General features: G+C 74.6%; 17 protein-coding genes. 6 read left to right on the forward strand and 11 right to left on the reverse strand.

Annotated features, from left to right (window positions below; all coding sequences use genetic code 11):
* Positions 1-4 precede the first annotated feature (4 nt).
* Complete coding sequence (locus Ae717Ps2_RS11915) at positions 5-826, forward strand: IclR family transcriptional regulator (protein ID WP_075306579.1); 822 nt, start codon at positions 5-7, stop codon at positions 824-826.
* A 323-nt stretch (positions 827-1,149) separates the two neighbouring features.
* Complete coding sequence (locus tag Ae717Ps2_RS11920) at positions 1,150-2,046, forward strand: type IV toxin-antitoxin system AbiEi family antitoxin domain-containing protein (RefSeq protein WP_075306578.1); 897 nt, start codon at positions 1,150-1,152, stop codon at positions 2,044-2,046.
* A 45-nt stretch (positions 2,047-2,091) separates the two neighbouring features.
* Here the strand turns inward: Ae717Ps2_RS11920 and Ae717Ps2_RS11925 are convergent, their stop codons facing one another.
* The 4 genes from Ae717Ps2_RS11925 to uraD are packed head-to-tail and all read right to left on the reverse strand — an operon-like array spanning position 2,092 to position 5,374.
* Complete coding sequence (locus Ae717Ps2_RS11925) at positions 2,092-3,615, reverse strand: nucleobase:cation symporter-2 family protein (RefSeq protein ID WP_075333379.1); 1,524 nt, start codon at positions 3,613-3,615, stop codon at positions 2,092-2,094.
* Positions 3,616-3,649: 34 nt separating this feature from the next.
* Positions 3,650-4,564, reverse strand: a complete 915-nt coding sequence (pucL, locus tag Ae717Ps2_RS11930; protein WP_020623895.1) for a factor-independent urate hydroxylase — start codon at positions 4,562-4,564, stop codon at positions 3,650-3,652.
* Position 4,565: 1 nt separating this feature from the next.
* A complete protein-coding gene (locus tag Ae717Ps2_RS11935; protein ID WP_020623896.1) occupies positions 4,566-4,871 on the reverse strand; it encodes a hydroxyisourate hydrolase in 306 nt (101 codons plus the stop codon).
* Positions 4,868-5,374, reverse strand: a complete 507-nt coding sequence (gene uraD, locus Ae717Ps2_RS11940; RefSeq protein ID WP_075306576.1) for a 2-oxo-4-hydroxy-4-carboxy-5-ureidoimidazoline decarboxylase — start codon at positions 5,372-5,374, stop codon at positions 4,868-4,870. Before uraD ends, Ae717Ps2_RS11935 begins: the two co-directional genes overlap by 4 nt.
* Positions 5,375-5,784: 410 nt before the next feature.
* Between uraD and Ae717Ps2_RS11945 the strand changes: the two genes are divergently transcribed.
* Positions 5,785-7,434, forward strand: coding sequence for a cytosine permease (locus tag Ae717Ps2_RS11945; RefSeq protein ID WP_139318722.1), 1,650 nt, complete (start codon positions 5,785-5,787; stop codon positions 7,432-7,434).
* A 19-nt stretch (positions 7,435-7,453) separates the two neighbouring features.
* On the opposite strand, the gene Ae717Ps2_RS11950 is transcribed toward Ae717Ps2_RS11945, so the two are convergent.
* From Ae717Ps2_RS11950 to Ae717Ps2_RS11975, 6 genes are read right to left on the reverse strand one after another with little or no spacing between them, the layout of a single operon-like run.
* Complete coding sequence (locus Ae717Ps2_RS11950; RefSeq protein WP_075306575.1) at positions 7,454-8,209, reverse strand: urease accessory protein UreD; 756 nt, start codon at positions 8,207-8,209, stop codon at positions 7,454-7,456.
* Position 8,210: 1 nt separating this feature from the next.
* Complete coding sequence (ureG, locus tag Ae717Ps2_RS11955; RefSeq protein ID WP_075306574.1) at positions 8,211-8,939, reverse strand: urease accessory protein UreG; 729 nt, start codon at positions 8,937-8,939, stop codon at positions 8,211-8,213.
* Positions 8,929-9,609 carry an urease accessory protein UreF gene (locus Ae717Ps2_RS11960; protein WP_075334248.1) on the reverse strand — a complete coding sequence of 227 codons (681 nt, stop codon included), beginning with the start codon at positions 9,607-9,609 and terminating at the stop codon, positions 8,929-8,931. Before Ae717Ps2_RS11960 ends, ureG begins: the two co-directional genes overlap by 11 nt.
* On the reverse strand, positions 9,606-11,321 hold the full coding sequence (locus Ae717Ps2_RS11965) for an urease subunit alpha (protein WP_075306573.1): 1,716 nt from the start codon (positions 11,319-11,321) through the stop codon (positions 9,606-9,608). Before Ae717Ps2_RS11965 ends, Ae717Ps2_RS11960 begins: the two co-directional genes overlap by 4 nt.
* Entirely contained in the window at positions 11,318-11,644 is a 327-nt protein-coding gene (locus Ae717Ps2_RS11970) for an urease subunit beta (RefSeq protein ID WP_075333380.1), read from the reverse strand. Before Ae717Ps2_RS11970 ends, Ae717Ps2_RS11965 begins: the two co-directional genes overlap by 4 nt.
* Positions 11,641-11,943 (reverse strand): urease subunit gamma, encoded by a 303-nt coding sequence (locus Ae717Ps2_RS11975; protein WP_020622559.1) that lies wholly within the window; start codon positions 11,941-11,943, stop codon positions 11,641-11,643. Before Ae717Ps2_RS11975 ends, Ae717Ps2_RS11970 begins: the two co-directional genes overlap by 4 nt.
* A gap of 248 nt (positions 11,944-12,191) precedes the next feature.
* Here Ae717Ps2_RS11975 and Ae717Ps2_RS11980 point away from each other — a divergent pair, with 248 nt between their 5' ends.
* From Ae717Ps2_RS11980 to yidC, 3 genes are all read left to right on the forward strand, one after another.
* Positions 12,192-14,138 carry a solute carrier family 23 protein gene (locus tag Ae717Ps2_RS11980; protein WP_075306571.1) on the forward strand — a complete coding sequence of 649 codons (1,947 nt, stop codon included), beginning with the start codon at positions 12,192-12,194 and terminating at the stop codon, positions 14,136-14,138.
* 86 nt (positions 14,139-14,224) lie between these two features.
* Positions 14,225-14,563 carry a DUF6412 domain-containing protein gene (locus Ae717Ps2_RS11985; protein ID WP_198932171.1) on the forward strand — a complete coding sequence of 113 codons (339 nt, stop codon included), beginning with the start codon at positions 14,225-14,227 and terminating at the stop codon, positions 14,561-14,563.
* Positions 14,564-14,659: 96 nt separating this feature from the next.
* Positions 14,660-15,610, forward strand: coding sequence for a membrane protein insertase YidC (gene yidC, locus Ae717Ps2_RS11990; RefSeq protein WP_075333381.1), 951 nt, complete (start codon positions 14,660-14,662; stop codon positions 15,608-15,610).
* Here yidC and Ae717Ps2_RS40045 read toward each other — a convergent pair.
* Complete coding sequence (locus Ae717Ps2_RS40045; protein WP_075306569.1) at positions 15,567-17,120, reverse strand: PucR family transcriptional regulator ligand-binding domain-containing protein; 1,554 nt, start codon at positions 17,118-17,120, stop codon at positions 15,567-15,569. The genes yidC and Ae717Ps2_RS40045 overlap by 44 nt on opposite strands.
* Between the last annotated feature and the right edge of the window lie 15 nt (positions 17,121-17,135).

The raw sequence follows: 17,135 nt of genomic DNA on the forward strand, positions 1-17,135 counted from the left end.
CGTCATGCGGAAGAACGATCCCGACAGTCGCGTCGGTGCCGCCGCGGACGTCGCCGCGGCCGCACCGGCCCGCTCGGGGAGCGTGCAGTCCGTGGAGCGGGCCGTGGACCTGCTGGAGGCGATGGCCGACGCGGGCGGGACGGTCAGCTTGTCCCACCTCGCGGCCACCTCCGGGCTCCCGTTGCCGACCATCCACCGGTTGGTCAGGACCCTGGCCGGGCGCGGCTACGTCCGCCAGCAGTCCTCGCGCGAGTACGCCCTCGGCCCCCGCCTGGTGCGCCTCGGCGACACCGCGGGACGCCTGGTGGGCATGTGGGCCCGGCCCCGGCTCGCCGCGCTGGTCGACGACCTGGGGGAGAGCGCGAACCTGGCGCTGTTGGAGGGCAACCAGGTCGTCTACGTGGCCCAGGAGCCCGGCCGGCACTCGATGCGGATGTTCACCGAGGTCGGACGACGGGTGTCGCCGCACTGCACCGCCGTCGGGAAGGCGCTGCTGTCCCGGATGCCGGTCGAGCGGGCGCGGGAGATCCTGCGGCACACCGAGTTCGTGCGGCACACCGACAACACGATCACCTCGCCCGAGGAGTACTTCGCCGAGCTCGACAAGGTCCGCGCCGCCGGGTACGCCGTCGACGAGGGCGAGCAGGAGCTCGGGGTGCGGTGCGTGGCCGTCGCGCTCGACGGGCCGCTGCCCGCCGCGGTGTCCATCTCCGGGCCCACGACCCGGATGACCGACGCGCTGCTCGACTCCGCGGTGCCGAAGCTGCAGGCCGTCGCCGACGCGCTGGTGGCCGAGCTGGCCCGGCAGGACGCGGCCGGGGTCTGACCCACCCGGTGCCGAGGCCCAGGCGCCGCACATCCCGGGCGCCCGCCCGGCATGCTGCGCCGAGCAGGCATGGCCGCGACCGGGCGCGCCTGCCCGGCCTGCTCCGGCCGCCCCGGCATGATCGCGACCGGGCGCGACGGCTCGGCCTGCCCCGGGCGCCCCGGCATGATCGCGACGAGCGAGGGATTCCGTGCCACATCCGGCACCGGACCCCTCGCCCGTCGCGATCACCAGGTGTCCCGCCCCGGGGCTCGCCGTTCGCACCCGCGAACCGGGGCCGCCGTTCGCCTCCGGGAGCCGGGCCGGTCCACCACCCTGCCCCGATGGCTGATCCGACCAATCCGACCGATCTGGAACGGCTGCTGGTCCGGCAGGGCGGCCTGGTCACCCGGACCCAGGCGATCGCCCACGGCGTCCCGGCCCGGACCGTGGCCCGGCGGGTGTCCTCCGGTGCCTGGCGGGCGCGGCACCCCGGGGTCTACCTGGTCGCCGGTCACCGGGTCACCGACGAGACCCGGGTCCGGGCGGCGTGGCTCTGGGGCGGCGCCCGCTGCGTCGTGACCGGGCCCGCGGCCGCGTACTGGCTGGGGCTGCGCCCCGGTGCCCCGGCCGAGGTGCTGCTCGCCGTCCCGCCGACGGTGCAGCGGGCCCGGCGGCCGGGGGTGCGTCTGCGTCGCCGCAGCCTGGACCCGGCCGACCGGGTCGTCCACCGGGGCATCGTCGTGACCGCGACGCCGCTGACCGTGCTGGAGGCGGCCGCGGCGCTCGGTGGCACCGACGGGCCCGCGTTCCTGGACCGGGCGCTGCAACGGTGGGTGTCCCACGACGAGCTGTACGCGGCGTACTGCCGGGTGGCCGGCACCCCGGGCATCGCGGCCGCCGTGCGGCTGCTCGTCGCGGCGGGGGACCGGGCGGACTCGGCCCTGGAACGTCGGCTGCTGCGGCTGCTGCGCGAGGCCCGGCTCCCCGGGCTCGTGCGGGCGATGCCGTTCGGGCCCTGGACGGTCGACCTCGCGTTCCCCGCGGCGCGGGTGGCGGTCGAGGTCGACGGCTGGGCCTGGCACAGCGACCCGGAGCGGTTCCGCACCGACCGGCGCAAGCAGAACGCCCTGGTCGCGGCCGGGTGGACGGTGCTGCGGTTCACCTGGTCGGACGTGCACGACCGGCCGGGCGAGACGGTGGGGCGGATCCGGCGGGCCGTCGGTGATCGCGCCGCCTGAGGGGTCCGGTGCCGGATCCGGCACCGGACCCCTCGGAGGAGACGATCACTCGTCGCGGACCTGGGTCCCCGGCTTGGCGGTGACCGGCTCGTAGGAGTCCGGGCCCAGCACCTCACCGGAGGACAGGATCCGGATCTCCCCGGTCTGCACGAGCACCGGCGGCCCCGCGGCGACGATCGACGGTGCCGACGGCCGCCCGGGGGCGAGCACGTTGAAGAACAGGTTGAGCAGCACCGCGACGATCGCCGCCGAGCTGATGCCGGAGTGGAAGATCGTCGCGAACCACTCCGGGAAGTTCGCCCAGAAGTCCGGCGACACCACCGGGATCAGGCCGAACGCCACCGCCGCCGCGACGATCACCATGTTGTTGGTGTTGCGGTACTCGACCGAGGCGAGCGTCCGGATGCCGCTGGCGGCGACCGTGCCGAACAGCACGATCCCGGCCCCGCCGAGCACCGGCTGCGGGATCGCCGAGAACACCGCCGACGCCATCGGCGAGAGCCCCAGCACCAGCAGGAGCAGCCCGCCCGCGGCGACGGCGAACCGGCTCCGGATCCCGGTCAGCGCGACCAGGCCGACGTTCTGGGCGAACGCTGTCGCGGGGAAGGAGTTGAACACCGGCGCGAGCGCCGAGGCCGCCATGTCCGCGCGCAGGCCGTCCCCGACCCGGCGGGAGTCCACCTCGGCCCCGACGACCTCGCCGACCGCGAGGATGTCCGCGGTCGTCTCCACCATGACCACCAGGATGACGATGACCATCGACACGATCGCGCCGATCTCGAACAGCGGCCCGCCGAACGCGAACGGCGTCGGGATGGCGGCCACGCTCGCCTCGCCCACCTTCGCGAAGCTGCTCAGCCCCAGCACCAGGGCGACGACGGTGCCCACCAGCAGGCCGAGCAGCACCGAGAGCCGGGAGACGACCCGGATCTTGCTGGCGACGATCACGACCAGGAAGGTGAACGCGGCCAGCGCGATGTTCGGCAGCGAGGCGAACGCGGGGTTGGGCACCGTCGCGCCGGCGACCGTGACCGTCTCCCGGCCGGTGATCCACCCGGTCGCCACCGGCATCAGCGACAGCCCGATGACGGTGATGATCGACCCGGTGACCACCGGCGGGAACAGCCGTACCACCTTCGCGAAGAACGGCGAGATGAGCAGCCCGACCAGCGCGGCCACGATCACCGCGCCGAAGACGACGCGCAGGCCGTCGGTGCCGTCGTCGCCGACGATCGCGATCATCGTCGACACCGAGGCGAAGGAGGTGCCCTGAACCAGCGGCAGCTGGGAGCCGAAGAACGGCAGCCCGAGCGTCTGCAGGAGCGTTGCGAGCCCGCTCACGAACAGCCCGCTGGCCACCAGGACGGCGCTCTGCGCGGGGTCGAGCTCGGCCGCGCCGCCGATGATGATCGGGACGGCGATGACGCCGCCGAACATCGCGAGAACGTGCTGTACGCCGTAGCCCACCGTGGGTCCGAGGCCGAGCCGGTCGTCCTCGGGGCGGGGGGCTGTCGTGGCGGTCGTGCGTCGGCCGGTCGTCGCCGGCGCGTCCGCGTCGTCGGTGCTCATGGGCGTCCCCTCGGTGCGGAGGTGGTGGGATGGGTCAGACCGACGACGGGACGTCGGTCCACGCCTCCGGCGCCGGGGTCACGCCGTCGCGGACGACGGTGCCCTCGATCAGGCCGTAGGGGCGGTCCGCGGCGTAGAACACCTCGTTCGGGTTCTTGAGGCCGAACGGGGAGAGGTCGGACAGGAAGTGGTGCTTGTTGGGCATCGCGAACCGGATCTCGGCGACGCCGTCGCACGCCTCGATGCCGGCGCGGCCCATCTCGTAGAGCGACTGCTGCAGTGCGAGCGAGTGGGTGGTGGCGAACGCGGACAGCATCGCCGCGCCGATCGTGTCGTAGGCGGCGTTGTAGTCGATCCCGGCGGCGACGGCCTCGGGCAGGTAGCGCCAGCGCGCGGTGACCGAGGTGGCCAGGATCCGGTCGTCGGTCTCGACCAGGGTCGTGTAGCGGTCCCGGGGGAAGCCGTGGAACTCGCTGCCGGTGGACTTCAGCACGGTGAGGTCCTTCAGCCCCGCGGTGACGTGGGTGGCCCCACCGACCTTCTGCACGGTGGCGAGCCGGGTGGCGCGGCCCTTGCGGACGAAGGAGTGGTCGTGCCCCGCGCCGTCGACGACGATCCGCTCCCACTCGTAGAGCTCGGCCTGCCACAGCCCGCCGGTGATCCACTCGAACTCGCCGGTGAAGTGGTCCCCGAGCAGCATGAGGAACTCCTCGGGGGAGGTGATCCCGTGCTCGGCGGCGAAGGCGTAGACGACGTTCTTCTGGGTGTCGGTGGCGACGACCTTCGAGTTGTCCCCGGTCAGGTAGCTGCTCTCCAGGGCCGCGCCGCGCAGCTGGCTGGTGACGTTGAGATCGGTGATCTCGTGCCGGGCGGTGTCGCGCACGACCCGCACCACGCGGACCTCCGCCTTGCCGTACTTGTTGTCGCCGAGGTGGACCGAGACGGACATGTCAGCTCCCGAGGTAGGTGGAGTAGGAGTAGGGCGACAGCAGCAGCGGGACGTGGTGGTGGCGGTCGGTGCGCTCCGGCCGGAACGCGATCGACACCTCCGGGAAGAACGGGCTCGGCGTCGTGAACGTGATCCGGTGCAGCACCCCCGCGGTGAGCGCGGCGGAGTCCGGGGCGCGCCAGCGCCCGTCGTCGTCGGTGGTGCCCGAGGCCAGCACGGTCCCGTCGGCGCCGGTCAGGGTCACCGGGACACCGGTGGCCGGGCGGCCCGCCGCGGCGTCGAGGACATGGGTGGAGAAGCTGCTCATGCCAGCACCTGCCGCATCCGCAGCGCGGTGATCTCGGCCAGCTGCCCAGCGGCCTCGGCGCGCTCGGTGGCCGGGTCGTTGCCCAGCCTGCGCTCCAGCTCGGCCAGGATCTGGTCCGCGTCGCGGCCCGCGGCGCGGATCAGGAAGACGTGGCCGAACCGCTGCTCGTAGGCGGCGTTGCCCGCGGCGAGCCGGGCCGCGGTGTCCGCCCCGGAGTCCACGCCGGACTGCTCGGAGCGGGAGAAGGCGGCACCGTCGGCGTGCGCGCCACCGGGGCGCTCGCCGATCCGGGGGTGCCCGGCGAGGGCGGCGTCGATCTGCGCGGCGTCGAGGGCGAGCACCGCCTTCTCCGCCGCGGCGACGGCGTCGTCGACGCGGGCGTAGGGCCGGCCGGCGAGGAACCGGTCGGCCCAGGCGGACGAGGTGACGCAGGCCCGCAGGACGGGGCGCAGCTCGTCCGGCGGCGCGGTGTTGAGATGATCGAGGGACAGTGCGTCCGACATGGGCCCTGCTTCCGTGCGGTTCCGCACATTTCATGATGCGGAATCGTGATTCCGAACGATGTCAGTGTTGGTGTCGGGAAGACGCGGTGTCAAGGCTCACCGTGCGGTGTCCGGACACGGTGGAGGTCCCGATGTGCCGGTCCCGGCACCGGGTGTCGTCGGATCCCGGTGGGGCGCAGGGGGCTCCGGGCCTCCACGGTGGCCCGTGTCGGCGGCGTGGCGCACCCGCCCCGCCCCGAACGTCACGCAGTCGTCACCGCCGGTGATCTCTCGTCACGTGATGTCCGGAACATCCGGTTCATCGGTCTGCGCCGTCACACAGTCGTCACATCCGGGCAACCGTGCGCGACGGGTGCGCGACGGAGCATTCGTCCCCGGCGGCCCCCGACCCGGCTGCCGAAGGAGCGGAGATGACCCAGGAGATGAGCTCGCCGGCGACGACCGACGGCGCGCCGACCGCCGTCGGCGCGGCGCGCGAGACGCTCGAGGACTACACGCTGCGGTTCGCGCCGCGCAGCTACCGGCGTTGGTCGCCCGGGGTGGTCGGGGTGACCGCGCTCGGCGGGATCGCCTACCTCGCCGACTTCGCGATCGGGGCCAACATCGGCATCGCCTACGGCACGACGAACGCGTTGTGGGGGATCCTCGTCTTCGCCCTGGTGGTGATCGCGACCGGCACGCCGGTGGCCTACTACGCCGCGCGCTACAACCTCGACCTCGACCTCATCACCCGCGGCAGCGGCTTCGGCTACTACGGCTCGATCCTCACCAACGTCATCTTCGCGACGTTCACCTTCATCTTCTTCGCCCTCGAGGGCTCGATCATGGCCCAGGGCCTCGAGCTCGGACTGGGCATCCCGGTCTGGCTCGGCTACGCGCTGTCCACCGTGGTGATCTTCCCGCTGGTCGTCTACGGGATGTCGCTGCTGTCGAAGCTGCAGCTGTGGACGACCCCGTTGTGGCTGGTCCTGATGGTGCTGCCCTTCGGCTACCTGCTGTTCGCCCACCCCGACTCGGTGTCGACCTTCCTGGCCTACCAGGGCGAGGACGGGATGGGCGCGCCGAGTCTCGGTTCGGTCATGCTCGCCGCCGGGGTCTGCCTGTCGCTGATCGCCCAGATCGCCGAGCAGATCGACTACCTGCGGTTCATGCCGCCGAAGACCCCGGAGAACGCGCGCCGCTGGTGGACCGCGACGCTGCTCGCCGGGCCGGGCTGGGTGCTGTTCGGCGCGGCGAAGCAGGTCGTCGGGCTGTTCCTGGCGGTCTACTTCATCGCCAACGTCGCCGGCGGTGCCGAGGTCGCGAACGAGCCCGTGCAGCAGTTCCTGCTCATCTACCAGGACCTCATGCCGGGCTGGCTGGCCATCACCCTGGCCGTCGTGCTGGTCGTCATCAGCCAGATCAAGATCAACGTCACGAACGCCTACTCGGGCTCGCTGGCGTGGACGAACTCCTTCACCCGCATCACCGGGCACTACCCGGGTCGGCTGGTGTTCCTCGGGGTCAACCTGCTGATCGCGCTGGTGCTGATGGAGGCGAACATGTTCGACTTCCTCAACACCATCCTGGGCTTCTACGCCAACATGGGCATCGCCTGGATCGTGGTCGTCGCGACCGACATCGTCGTCAACAAGTACCTGCTGAAGATCTCGCCGAAGGTCCCGGAGTTCCGCCGCGGCATGCTCTACGCGGTGAACCCGGTCGGCTTCGGGTCGGTCGTCGTGGCGGGCGGGCTGTCCATCGCGACGTTCTTCGGCGCGCTCGGCAGCGCGGTCCAGCCGTTCTCGCCGGTGGTGGCGATCGTCCTCGGGTTCGTCCTGCCGCCGGTGCTCGCGGTGGCGACCCGAGGCCGCTACTACCTGCGACGCACCGACGACGGCATCGACGAGCCGATGTTCGACGAGCACGGCAACCCCTCCGCCGCCGTCCTCAACTGTCGCTCGTGCGGACAGGACCTGGAGCGCCCGGACATGACGGCGAGCGCGGCGGGTGGGCACGTCTGCTCGCTGTGCCTGGCGACCGACCGGACGAAGGAGCACGTGCTGCCCGCGCAGCCCTGAGGTCCGCGGCCGGGAGCGGTCACACCGGCGCGGGGACCGGACCCGCGGCGGCCACGGCGGCCGCGAGCCGGCGGCCCGCGGTGACGGCGTCGTGCCCGACGGCGGTCGCGAGCACGCCGCGCACCGCCAGCGGGGACAGGCTCCAGCCCGGCCCGGTGGCCGCGGCCACCGGGCCCGGAGCGTCGACGAGCACCTCGGTGCCCAGCACCCGGTGCCCGCCGAGATGGGCGGGGGAGCCGTCGAGCAGCGGGTCGCCGATCTCCTGGCTCTGCACCAGCAGCGGCCGGCCGTCCTGGGTGATCCGCACGGTGCCGCGGTAGCGGCCGGGCCGCTCGCCGGTGCGGCCGCCGACCAGGATGTCGCGGGCGTGCAGCGACGCGGTCGCGGCCAGCTCCACGTCCAGGACGGTCTCGTGGTGGGCGCGGGCGGTGACCACCGTCGGCTCGGGCAGGTGGGTCAGCGAGCCGCCCTCGCCGACGGTGCAGCGCAGCACCGTCCGGCTCGGTCGGCCGGGTCCACCGCCCGGCAGCGCGACGGCGGCGGCGACGCCGCACAGCGTCAGGTGCGCCCCCGGCCCGACGGTGACGACGAGCTCGACGTCGTCACCGGCCAGCGGGGTCGACGCCGATCCGACCAGGTGCACCACCGCACCGTCGGCCCCGGCCCCGGCGGCGCCCCGGCGGGGGATCAGCGCGAGCGGGGACTGCGCCCGCAGGCGCCGGACGACGGTCCGGCCGTCGTGCTCGGCGACGACCAGCTCGGCGCGTGCCCGCACCTCAGACCGTGGCGCGGACGGCGGCGACCTGCTCGCACACCCACGCCCCGACCTCGGTCGCGCCCGGGTCCTCCACCAGCGACTGCGCGATCACCGGCAGCTCCCCGCGGATCCGCGCGGCGTCGCCGGTCATGACCCCGAGGTCGGCGCCCACCAGCGGCGCCAGGTCGGTCTTGTTGATCACCAGCAGGTCGGCGGTGGTGACGCCCGGGCCGCCCTTGCGCGGCACCTTGTCCCCACCGGCGACGTCGACGACGAAGATCTGCCGGTCCACCAGCCCGCGGGAGAACACCGCGGTCAGGTTGTCTCCGCCGGACTCGACCAGCACGAGCTCGAGCCCGCCGTCGACGTCGGCGAAACGCTCCTCCAGCAGCTCGACGGCGTCGAGGTTGGCGGTGATGTCGTCGCGGATGGCGGTGTGCGGGCAGCAGCCGGTCTGCACGGCCTCGACCCGCTCCGGCGCGAGGACGGCGTTGCGGCGCAGGAAGTCGGCGTCCTCGGTGGTGTAGATGTCGTTGGTGACCACGGCGAGACGGACCCGCCCGGCGAGGCTGCGGGCCAGCGCGGCGACCAGCGCGGTCTTGCCGGAGCCGACCGGGCCGCCGATGCCGATGCGCACCGCGCGACCGCCGGCGGGGGCCGGGGCGTGGTGGTCGTGGTCGGTGACCGTCGGGTCGAAGCTGATCACGTGGCCGTGACCGTGGCCGGTCGTTGCGGACTCAGGAGGCAAAGAGACGCACCCTCTCGCGGTGGTGGTGGACGTGGGACTCGGCCATGAGGTCGAGCAGCGGCGCGCCGGGCGCCGGGAGATCGGCGGGGTCGCCCCCGGCCAGGGCCGCGGCCTCGGCGGCCAGGGCCTCCAGCTCGTCGCCGAGGGCGACGACGGCGGTGTTGACGGCGAACGGGTCCAGCCCGAGCAGCCGCACCGCCGCCGACGCGGGCCCGGACACGGCGAGGTAGCCGACACAGCGGGCCGCCGCGGCCGGCGGCTCCCCGGCCGCGCCGACGACGACCCCGACGAGCAGCGGGTGGTGCGGCCGCCGGTGGACCGCGACCAGGGCGTCGAGGGCGGCCGACGGCCACGCCGAGCGGACCGCGCGCAGCGACGCCCGGCCCTGGGACCGGGACGCCTCCCGCTGGGCCGCCGAGGGGGTCCGCGCGTCGAGTGCGGCGTCGAGCTCCGCCCACCCGGCGCCAGTCCCCGCAGCGAGGTCGGCGGCGGCCGCGGCGGCGCAGGCGGCGACCCGGCCCGCGGTGCGCAGCCGCCCCCGGAGGAAGGCGTGCAGCGACGCGACGTCGGTGACCAGGCCGCGGTCGGCGGCCTCCTCCAGACCTCCGGAGTGCACGTGCCCGCCGCCGGGGAACCGGGCGTCGGACAGGACGAGCGAGGCCAGCATCAGAACAGGAAGTACCGCTGCGCCATCGGCAGCTCGGCGACCGGGGCGGGCTCGACGACGTCGCCGTCGATCGTCACGGTGAACGAGTCCGGGTCGACCCGTACGTCCGGGGTCGCGTCGTTGAGCAGCATCCCGGTCTTGCGCACCGAGCGCGTGTCGGCCACCGGCACCGCGGGGGTCGCCAGACCGAGCCGGTCGGGGACGCCCTCGTCGAGGGCCGAGGGGGCCATGAACGTCAGCGAGCCCAGCGCCGCGGGGGTGTGGGCGTAGCCGAACATCGGCCGGCCGTACACCGGGCCCGGGGTCGGGATGGAGGCGTTCGCGTCGCCCATCTGCGCCCACACGGCGAACCCGCCCTTCAGCACGACCTCGGGGCGCACCCCGAAGAACTTCGGCTCCCACAGCACCAGGTCGGCGAGCTTGCCGACCTCGACCGACCCGATGTGCTCGGCGGCGCCGTGCGCCAGCGCCGGGTTGATCGTGTACTTCGCGACGTAGCGCCGGGCACGCAGGTTGTCGGCGCGCTCGGAGTCGCCGGGCAGCGGGCCGCGGGCGGCCTTCATGACGTGCGCGGTCTGCCAGGTCCGGATGACGACCTCGCCGATGCGGCCCATCGCCTGGGAGTCCGAGCTCATCATCGAGATCGCGCCCAGGTCGTGCAGCACGTCCTCGGCGGCGATGGTCGTCGGGCGGATCCGGGACTCGGCGAACGCCAGGTCCTCGGGCACCGACGGGTTGAGGTGGTGGCACACCATGAGCATGTCGAGGTGCTCGTCGAGGGTGTTGACGGTGTGCGGCCGGGTCGGGTTCGTCGACGACGGCAGGACGTGCCCCGTGCCGACGACCTCGATGATGTCCGGGGCGTGCCCGCCGCCCGCACCTTCGGTGTGGAAGGCGTTGATCGAGCGGCCGTCGATCGCGGCCAGCGTGGACTGCAGGAACCCGGCCTCGTTGAGGGTGTCGGTGTGGATCGCGGCCTGCACGCCGGTCTCCTCGCACACCCGCAGGCAGGCGTCGATCGCCGACGGGGTGGTGCCCCAGTCCTCGTGCAGCTTGAACCCGCCCGCTCCGGCCCGCAGCTGCTCGTGCAGTGCCTCGTGCGACGTGGTGTTGCCCTTGCCCATCAGGAGCAGGTTCACCGGCTGGTGGTCCATGGCCGCCAGCATCCGGCCGATGTTCCAGGGGCCGGGGGTGACGGTGGTGGCCTTCGAGCCGTCCACGGGCCCGGTGCCGCCACCGAACAGCGTCGTGACGCCGGAGGCGAGCGCGGTCTCGACCAGCTGCGGGCAGATGAAGTGGACGTGCGCGTCGACCGCGCCGGCGGTGAGGATGCGGCCGTTGCCGGCCAGCACCTCGGTGCCGGGCCCGATGACCAGGGCGGGGTCGACGCCGTCCATGGTGTCGGGGTTGCCGGCCTTGCCGATGGCGACGATCCGGCCGTCCTTCACGCCGACGTCGGCCTTCACCACACCCCAGTGGTCCAGCACGACGGCACCGGTGATCACGAGGTCCGGGCAGTCCGCGGCGAGGACGGCGGCCTGGCCCATCGACTCCCGGATCACCTTGCCACCGCCGAACAGCACCTCGTCGCCGGACGCCGGGCCGCGGGAGCGGTCCTCGGTGACCTCGATCAGCAGGTTCGTGTCCGCGAGCCGGATCCGGTCGCCGACGGTCGGGCCGTACAGGTCGGCGTAGCGCGCTCGGTCGATGCTCACTGCTCGTAGCTCCGCTCGTCGAGGGCGCCGGCCCGTTCGGGGCGCAGACCGGGGACCCGGCGTGCCCCGGCGATCGGCACCAGTGTCACCTCGCGCTCCACCCCGGGCTCGAACCGCACCGAGGTCCCGGCGGGGACGTCGAGCCGGTGCCCCCAGGCGGCGTCGCGGTCGAAGGACAGGCCGGGGTTCGCGGCGGCGAAGTGGTAGTGCGAGCCGACCTGCACCGGGCGGTCCGCGGCGTTGACCACGGTCAGGGTCAGCCGGGGGCGGCCGGGGTGCAGCTCGACCGGCTCCTCGCCGACGAGGATCTCGCCGGGGGTCACGCGATCGGCCCGTGCACGGTGACGAGCTTCGTGCCGTCCGGGAAGGTGGCCTCCACCTGTACCGAGTCGAGCATCTCCGGGACGCCGTCGAGGACGTCGTCGCGGGTCAGGACCTCCCGGCCGCTGCTCATCAGCTCGCTGACGGTGCGGCCGTCGCGGGCGCCCTCCAGGACGTGCTCGGTGATCAGGGCGACCGACTCCGGGTAGTTCATCCGCAGACCCCGCTCGCGGCGCCTGCGGGCGACGTCGGCGGCGACGTGGACGAGGAGCTTGTCGCGCTCGCTCGGGCTGAGGTGCATGCCCCGCATTGTGTCCGGTTCCGGGTTTCGACGGGATGACCGGGAGGTTCCGAACGGTGTCCCGCCGGGGTCCCGATGTCCGGGTCGACTGTCGGAACCTACGAAAGCCCCGCGGCGAGCGGCCCGGGGTTCGTCGGGGACGGCGGTGCCGGGGGTCCCGGCCCGGGCGCATGGTGATGCAGGTCGCAATCCGGCCCCTCTGCGCGCCCTGCCCCGTCATCCCCCTCCGGCTCTCATCGAGGTCACCGATGCGCCTGCGCCGATCCACCAGCGCCACCGCCGATCCCGCCCGTCCCGTCCACCCGGTCGACCGGGTGCCGCCCGCCGGACGGCTCGCCGTCTACGGCATGCAGCACGTGCTGGCGTTCTACGCCGGTGCCGTCGTCGTGCCGATCCTGCTCGCCAACGCCATCGGCCTCGACGAGCGCCAGCTCATCCATCTGATCAACGCCGACCTGTTCACCTGCGGCATCGCCTCGATCCTGCAGTCGGTCGGGATCGGCCGGATCGGGGTGCGGCTGCCGCTGCTGCAGGGCGTCACGTTCACCGCGGTCTCCCCGATGATCGCGATCGGGCTCGCCGCGGGGGGCGGGACGCAGGGGCTGACCACCATCTACGGCGCGGTGATCGTCGCCGGGCTGGTGACCTTCTTCGCCGCGCCCTACTTCGCGCGGCTGCTGCGCTTCTTCCCACCGGTCGTCACCGGCACGGTGATCACCGTGATCGGGCTGGCGCTGCTGCCGGTCGCCGCGACCGACGCCGTCGGCGGCTCGAACGCCCCCGACCCCGGCAACCCGCTCTACCTCGGGCTCGCCCTCGGGACGCTGGCGGTGATCGTGCTGATCCAGCGGCTGTTCCGCGGGTTCCTCGCGACGGTCGCCGTGCTGGCCGGGCTCGTGCTCGGCACGCTCGCCGCGGTGCCGTTCGGTCTGGTCGACCTGTCCGCGGTGGGGGAGTCGGACTGGGTCGGGGTCACCACGCCGTTCCACTTCGGCTGGCCGCAGTTCTCGATCGCCGCGATCCTGTCGATGATCGTCGTCATGATGATCACCGCGGTCGAGACGACCGGTGACGTGATCGCCACCGGCGAGATCGTGGACAAGAAGGTCGGGTCGGACGACGTCGCCCGCGCCCTGCGCGCCGACGGCGCCGCCACCACCCTGGGCGGTGTCCTCAACTCCTTCCCCTACACCTGCTTCGCCGAGAACGTCGGCCTCGTCCGTCTCACCCGGGTCTCCAGCCGCTGGGTGGTGGCCGCCGCGGGCGGTTTCATGATCCTCATCGGGTTGGTGCCGAAGGCCGGGGCGCTGGTCGCGGCCGTGCCGCACCCGGTGCTGGGCGGTGCGGCGCTGGCGATGTTCGCGACCGTCGCCGTCGTCGGGATCCAGACGCTGTCGCGGGTCGACTTCCGCGACCACCGCAACGTCGTCGTGGTCGGGTCCGGGCTCGGGGTCGCGCTGTTCGTGACCGTGCAGCCGGACGTGGCGCAGGCCCTGCCGGAGTGGGCGGGCATCGTGCTCGGCTCCGGGATCACCGCGGGCAGCGTGGTCGCGATCGGGCTCAACCTGCTCTTCTTCCACACCGGGCGCCGCCGCGACATCGCACCCGCGACGCCCGGCGGGGACACGGTGACCTTCGACCGGCTCGCCTCCGCCGACGCCGGCGAGTTCTCCGCGGTGCTCGGGCGGCTGTTCGAGGGCCCGACCGCGGTGCCCGCCCGGGTGCACGCCCGCGGCCCCTTCGCCGACGCCACCGCGCTGCGCGCCGCGGTGCAGGACGAGCTGTTCGCCGCGCCGCCCGAGGAGCAGCGGGCGCTGATGGGCCACTACCCCGACCTCGGGGGGCTCGCCGGCGCGGGCGGCTCCGGCGCCCCGGCCCCCCGCCGCCGCCCCGACGGCGTCGGCCCGGTCGGTGGCCCCGTCGGTGGCACCGCCGCGGCGGCGCTGCGTGACCGGGCCGGGCTGGCCCTGCTCGGCAACGACGACCGCGCCGAGCTCTGCGCCGTGGCGGCGGCCTACCGGGAGCGCTTCGGGTTCCCGCTGATCGTCTGCCTGCGCGACGCGGGGGACACCCGCACCTTGCTCGCCACCGCGCGGCGGAGGCTGGAGCACCCGCCCGCGCAGGAGCACGCGACGGCCCTGGTGGAGATAGCCAAGGTCGCGGGGCGCCGGTTCGACGACCTGGTGTCCGGCTGACCCGGTGACGGGCGCAGGGCCCGGCGGCCGGCGCGGGAGGTCCGCGCCGGCCGCTGCGGGTGTCCGGCGCCGGTACGGTGGGCGGCGTGGACCTCGGGATCGGACGGCGCGCGCGGGCGGGGGCGGCCCTGCTGGTCGCGTCGCTGCTCCTGCTCGTGCCGGTCCTGCTGCCCGCCGAGGTCGAGACCGGGCTCGTCGGCGCCGTGGTCGCGCTCGCCGTCCTCGTGTGGGCCGGGCACCGCGAGCTCGGCGCGATCCACCTCGTCGCCACTGCCGCGACCACCCCGGTCCGTGAGGCCCGCCGGGTCCGGCACCGGGCCGGGATCGTCCGCCAGACCGATCCCGACGCGGCGGGCCGTCCCCGGCCGCGCGCTCCGGGACCGCTCCACCCGGAGCAGGTTCCCGGCGTCGTCGCGGCCGCCTGACGCGCCGCGCCGCGCGCCGGTGCGGTGTGCGCACCGGCCCGTCGTCGTCCCTGCTCCGGGACCCGTCCTGCCCCTCGGACGTCCCCGGAGTGAGAAGTGCTCGACTTCCTGTACTACCCCGTGTCCTTCGTCATGCGCCTGTGGCACGAGCTGTTCGGCGCCCTGTTCGGACCGGCCACCGGCCTGTCCTGGGCGCTGTCGGTGGTGTTCCTCGTGCTCACCGTCCGGGCGCTGCTGGTGCGCTCGGCCTGGACCCGGATGCGCGCCGCCCGGATCGGTCGCGCACTGGCCCCGCAGGTCGCCCGGCTCCGCGAACGCCACCGCGGCGACGCCCGGGCACTGGCCGAGGCGACCGCCGCGCTGCACCGCACGCACGGCTCGTCGCCGGTCGCCGGGCTCGGGGTGGTGTTCCTGCAGATCCCGGTGTTCGTCGCGCTGCTGCACGTGCTGCGCTCGTTCAACCGGCCCGGCCTGACCTTCGAACAGAACGCCGCACTCGCCAACTACGCCTTCCCGCCCGACCAGGTCGCCTCGTTCCTGCAGGCCCGGCTGTTCGGGGCGCCGCTGTCGGCGTGGCTGCGGATGCCCGCCGAGCAGCTCGCCGCGTTCGGCGGGACCCCCGTCGACGGGGCGGCGGTCGCCGCCGTCGTGGTGGTGCTGGCCGTGCTCGCCGCGGTCTGCACCCACCTCAGCATGCGCTACGCCCGGGTCGACCCGGGTGCCGTGCCGCAGGGCGCCACCCGGATCCTCGCGGCCCTGCCCTGGATCGCGCCGGTCGGTGTCCTCGCCGGTGGGCTGCTCTACCCGGCGCCGGTCGCGCTGCTGCTCTACTGGATGACCGGCAGCGTCGCGACCCTGGTCCAGCAGCTCGTGCTCACCCGGCTGCTCGACCGCAGGCCACCGGTCGTCGTCGCCCCGCCGGCGCCGGAACGCAGCCGGGCGCCACGGCCGGGCGCCAAGCCGGTGCGCCGCCGCGCCGCCGGCGCCCGCCGCCGGGCCGCCGTCAGCGCGAGCGCAGCGCCAGGTAGAGGTCGACGCGGTCGGTGAACGAGGACGGGTCCCGCCCGGTCAGCTCCGCCACCCGGCCGATCCGGTACCGGACGGTGTTGACGTGCAGGTGCAGCCGGGCCGCGGTCCGGTTCCACGACCCGGACTCGTCGAGGAACACCTCCAGGGTCTCCACCAGCCCGGTGCCCGACCGCGCGTCGTGGTCGAGCACCGGGCCGAGGACCTGGGCGGCGAAGCCGCGCCGGACGTCGTCGGGGACCCCGGCCAGCAGCGCCACGTGCGAGGTGATCTCCCCGGCCCGCACCGAGGTCACCGGGCCGACCCGGGACGCCGCCAGTCCGGCGGCGTGCCCGGCCTCGGCGAGCGCACCCGACAGCGCCTCCGCCGTCGACGGCCGCGACACCCCGGCCGACAGCCGTCCGCCCGCCAGGCCGGGGCCGAGCCGGTGCACCGCGCCCAGCACCACCTCGACCGGGTCCGGGGTGTCCGCACGCCCGGGCACCGCGACGACGGCGACCGCGTCGCCACCCAGCACCCCGACCGCGGCCGGGCCGGTGCCGACCAGCGCGTCGAGGAGCACGGTGTGCGCGGTGTCGGCCGGGTCCGCGACGCCCGAGGCCCGCAGCACGACCACGGCGAGGGTCCCGTCCGGCTCCACCCCGGCCTGGCGCAGCCGTACCCGGGTCTCCGGCCGGTCGCCGGTGTCGGCGGCGATCCGGGCCAGCGCGTCGTCGGCGATCGGGCGGGCCACCGCCGCGCCCTCGCGGCGCCGGGACCGGTCCAGCGCGGCGATGGCGGCCAGCTCCCCGACGGCGTCGACGGCCTCGGTGCCCGCCTGTGCGGTGCCCGGCGGCAGCTGCGCGGCGACCAGCCAGCCGGTGGCCCGTGCCGTTCCCGGTGCCGCGGGGACCACCAGGTGCGCGGCACCGTCCCGACCGGCCGGGACGGTCACCGGCAGCCGGCCCGCGGTGAGGAACCCGGCGACGACGGCGTCGCGCTCGGCGTCGGGCAGGGCCGGCCCGGCCAGCAGGCCGCCCGCGGCGGTGAGCACCCGGCAGACCAGCCCGGTGCCCGCCGAGACCGACCCGGCCAGCTCGGCCAGCTCCGCGCCGCCGGCGAACGCGGCGAGCAGCCGCCGGTGCCGGCCCAGGGTGTGGGCGAGCCGGTCCCCGCGGGCCGCGGACAGCGCCCCGATCACCACCTCGGTGACCGCGCCGAACGACACGTCCACCGGGACCGCGATGAGGACGAGGTCGTGGCGGCGGCAGGCGTCGACGACGTCGGCCGGGATGTCGCCGAACACGGCCTCGCCGGCCACCAGCGCCGCCGCGCCGGACCGGGCGACGGCCGCGACGAACCGCTCCGAGTCCGCCGGCGTGCGCCGCCACACCAGCCCGGACACCACCAGCTCGCCGCCGCCCAGGTAACGCGACGGGTCGGGCAGGTCGGTCGGGTACACCCAGCGCACGGACCGGTCCAGATCGGCCGCCGAGCCGTGCAGGACCCGCAGCCGCAGCTCCGGTCGCGCGACCAGCTCCGAGAGCAGCATGGGAGGAACCTACAA

The sequence above is a fragment of the Pseudonocardia sp. Ae717_Ps2 genome, assembly GCF_001932475.1.
Taxonomy (GTDB): Bacteria; Actinomycetota; Actinomycetes; order Mycobacteriales; family Pseudonocardiaceae; genus Pseudonocardia.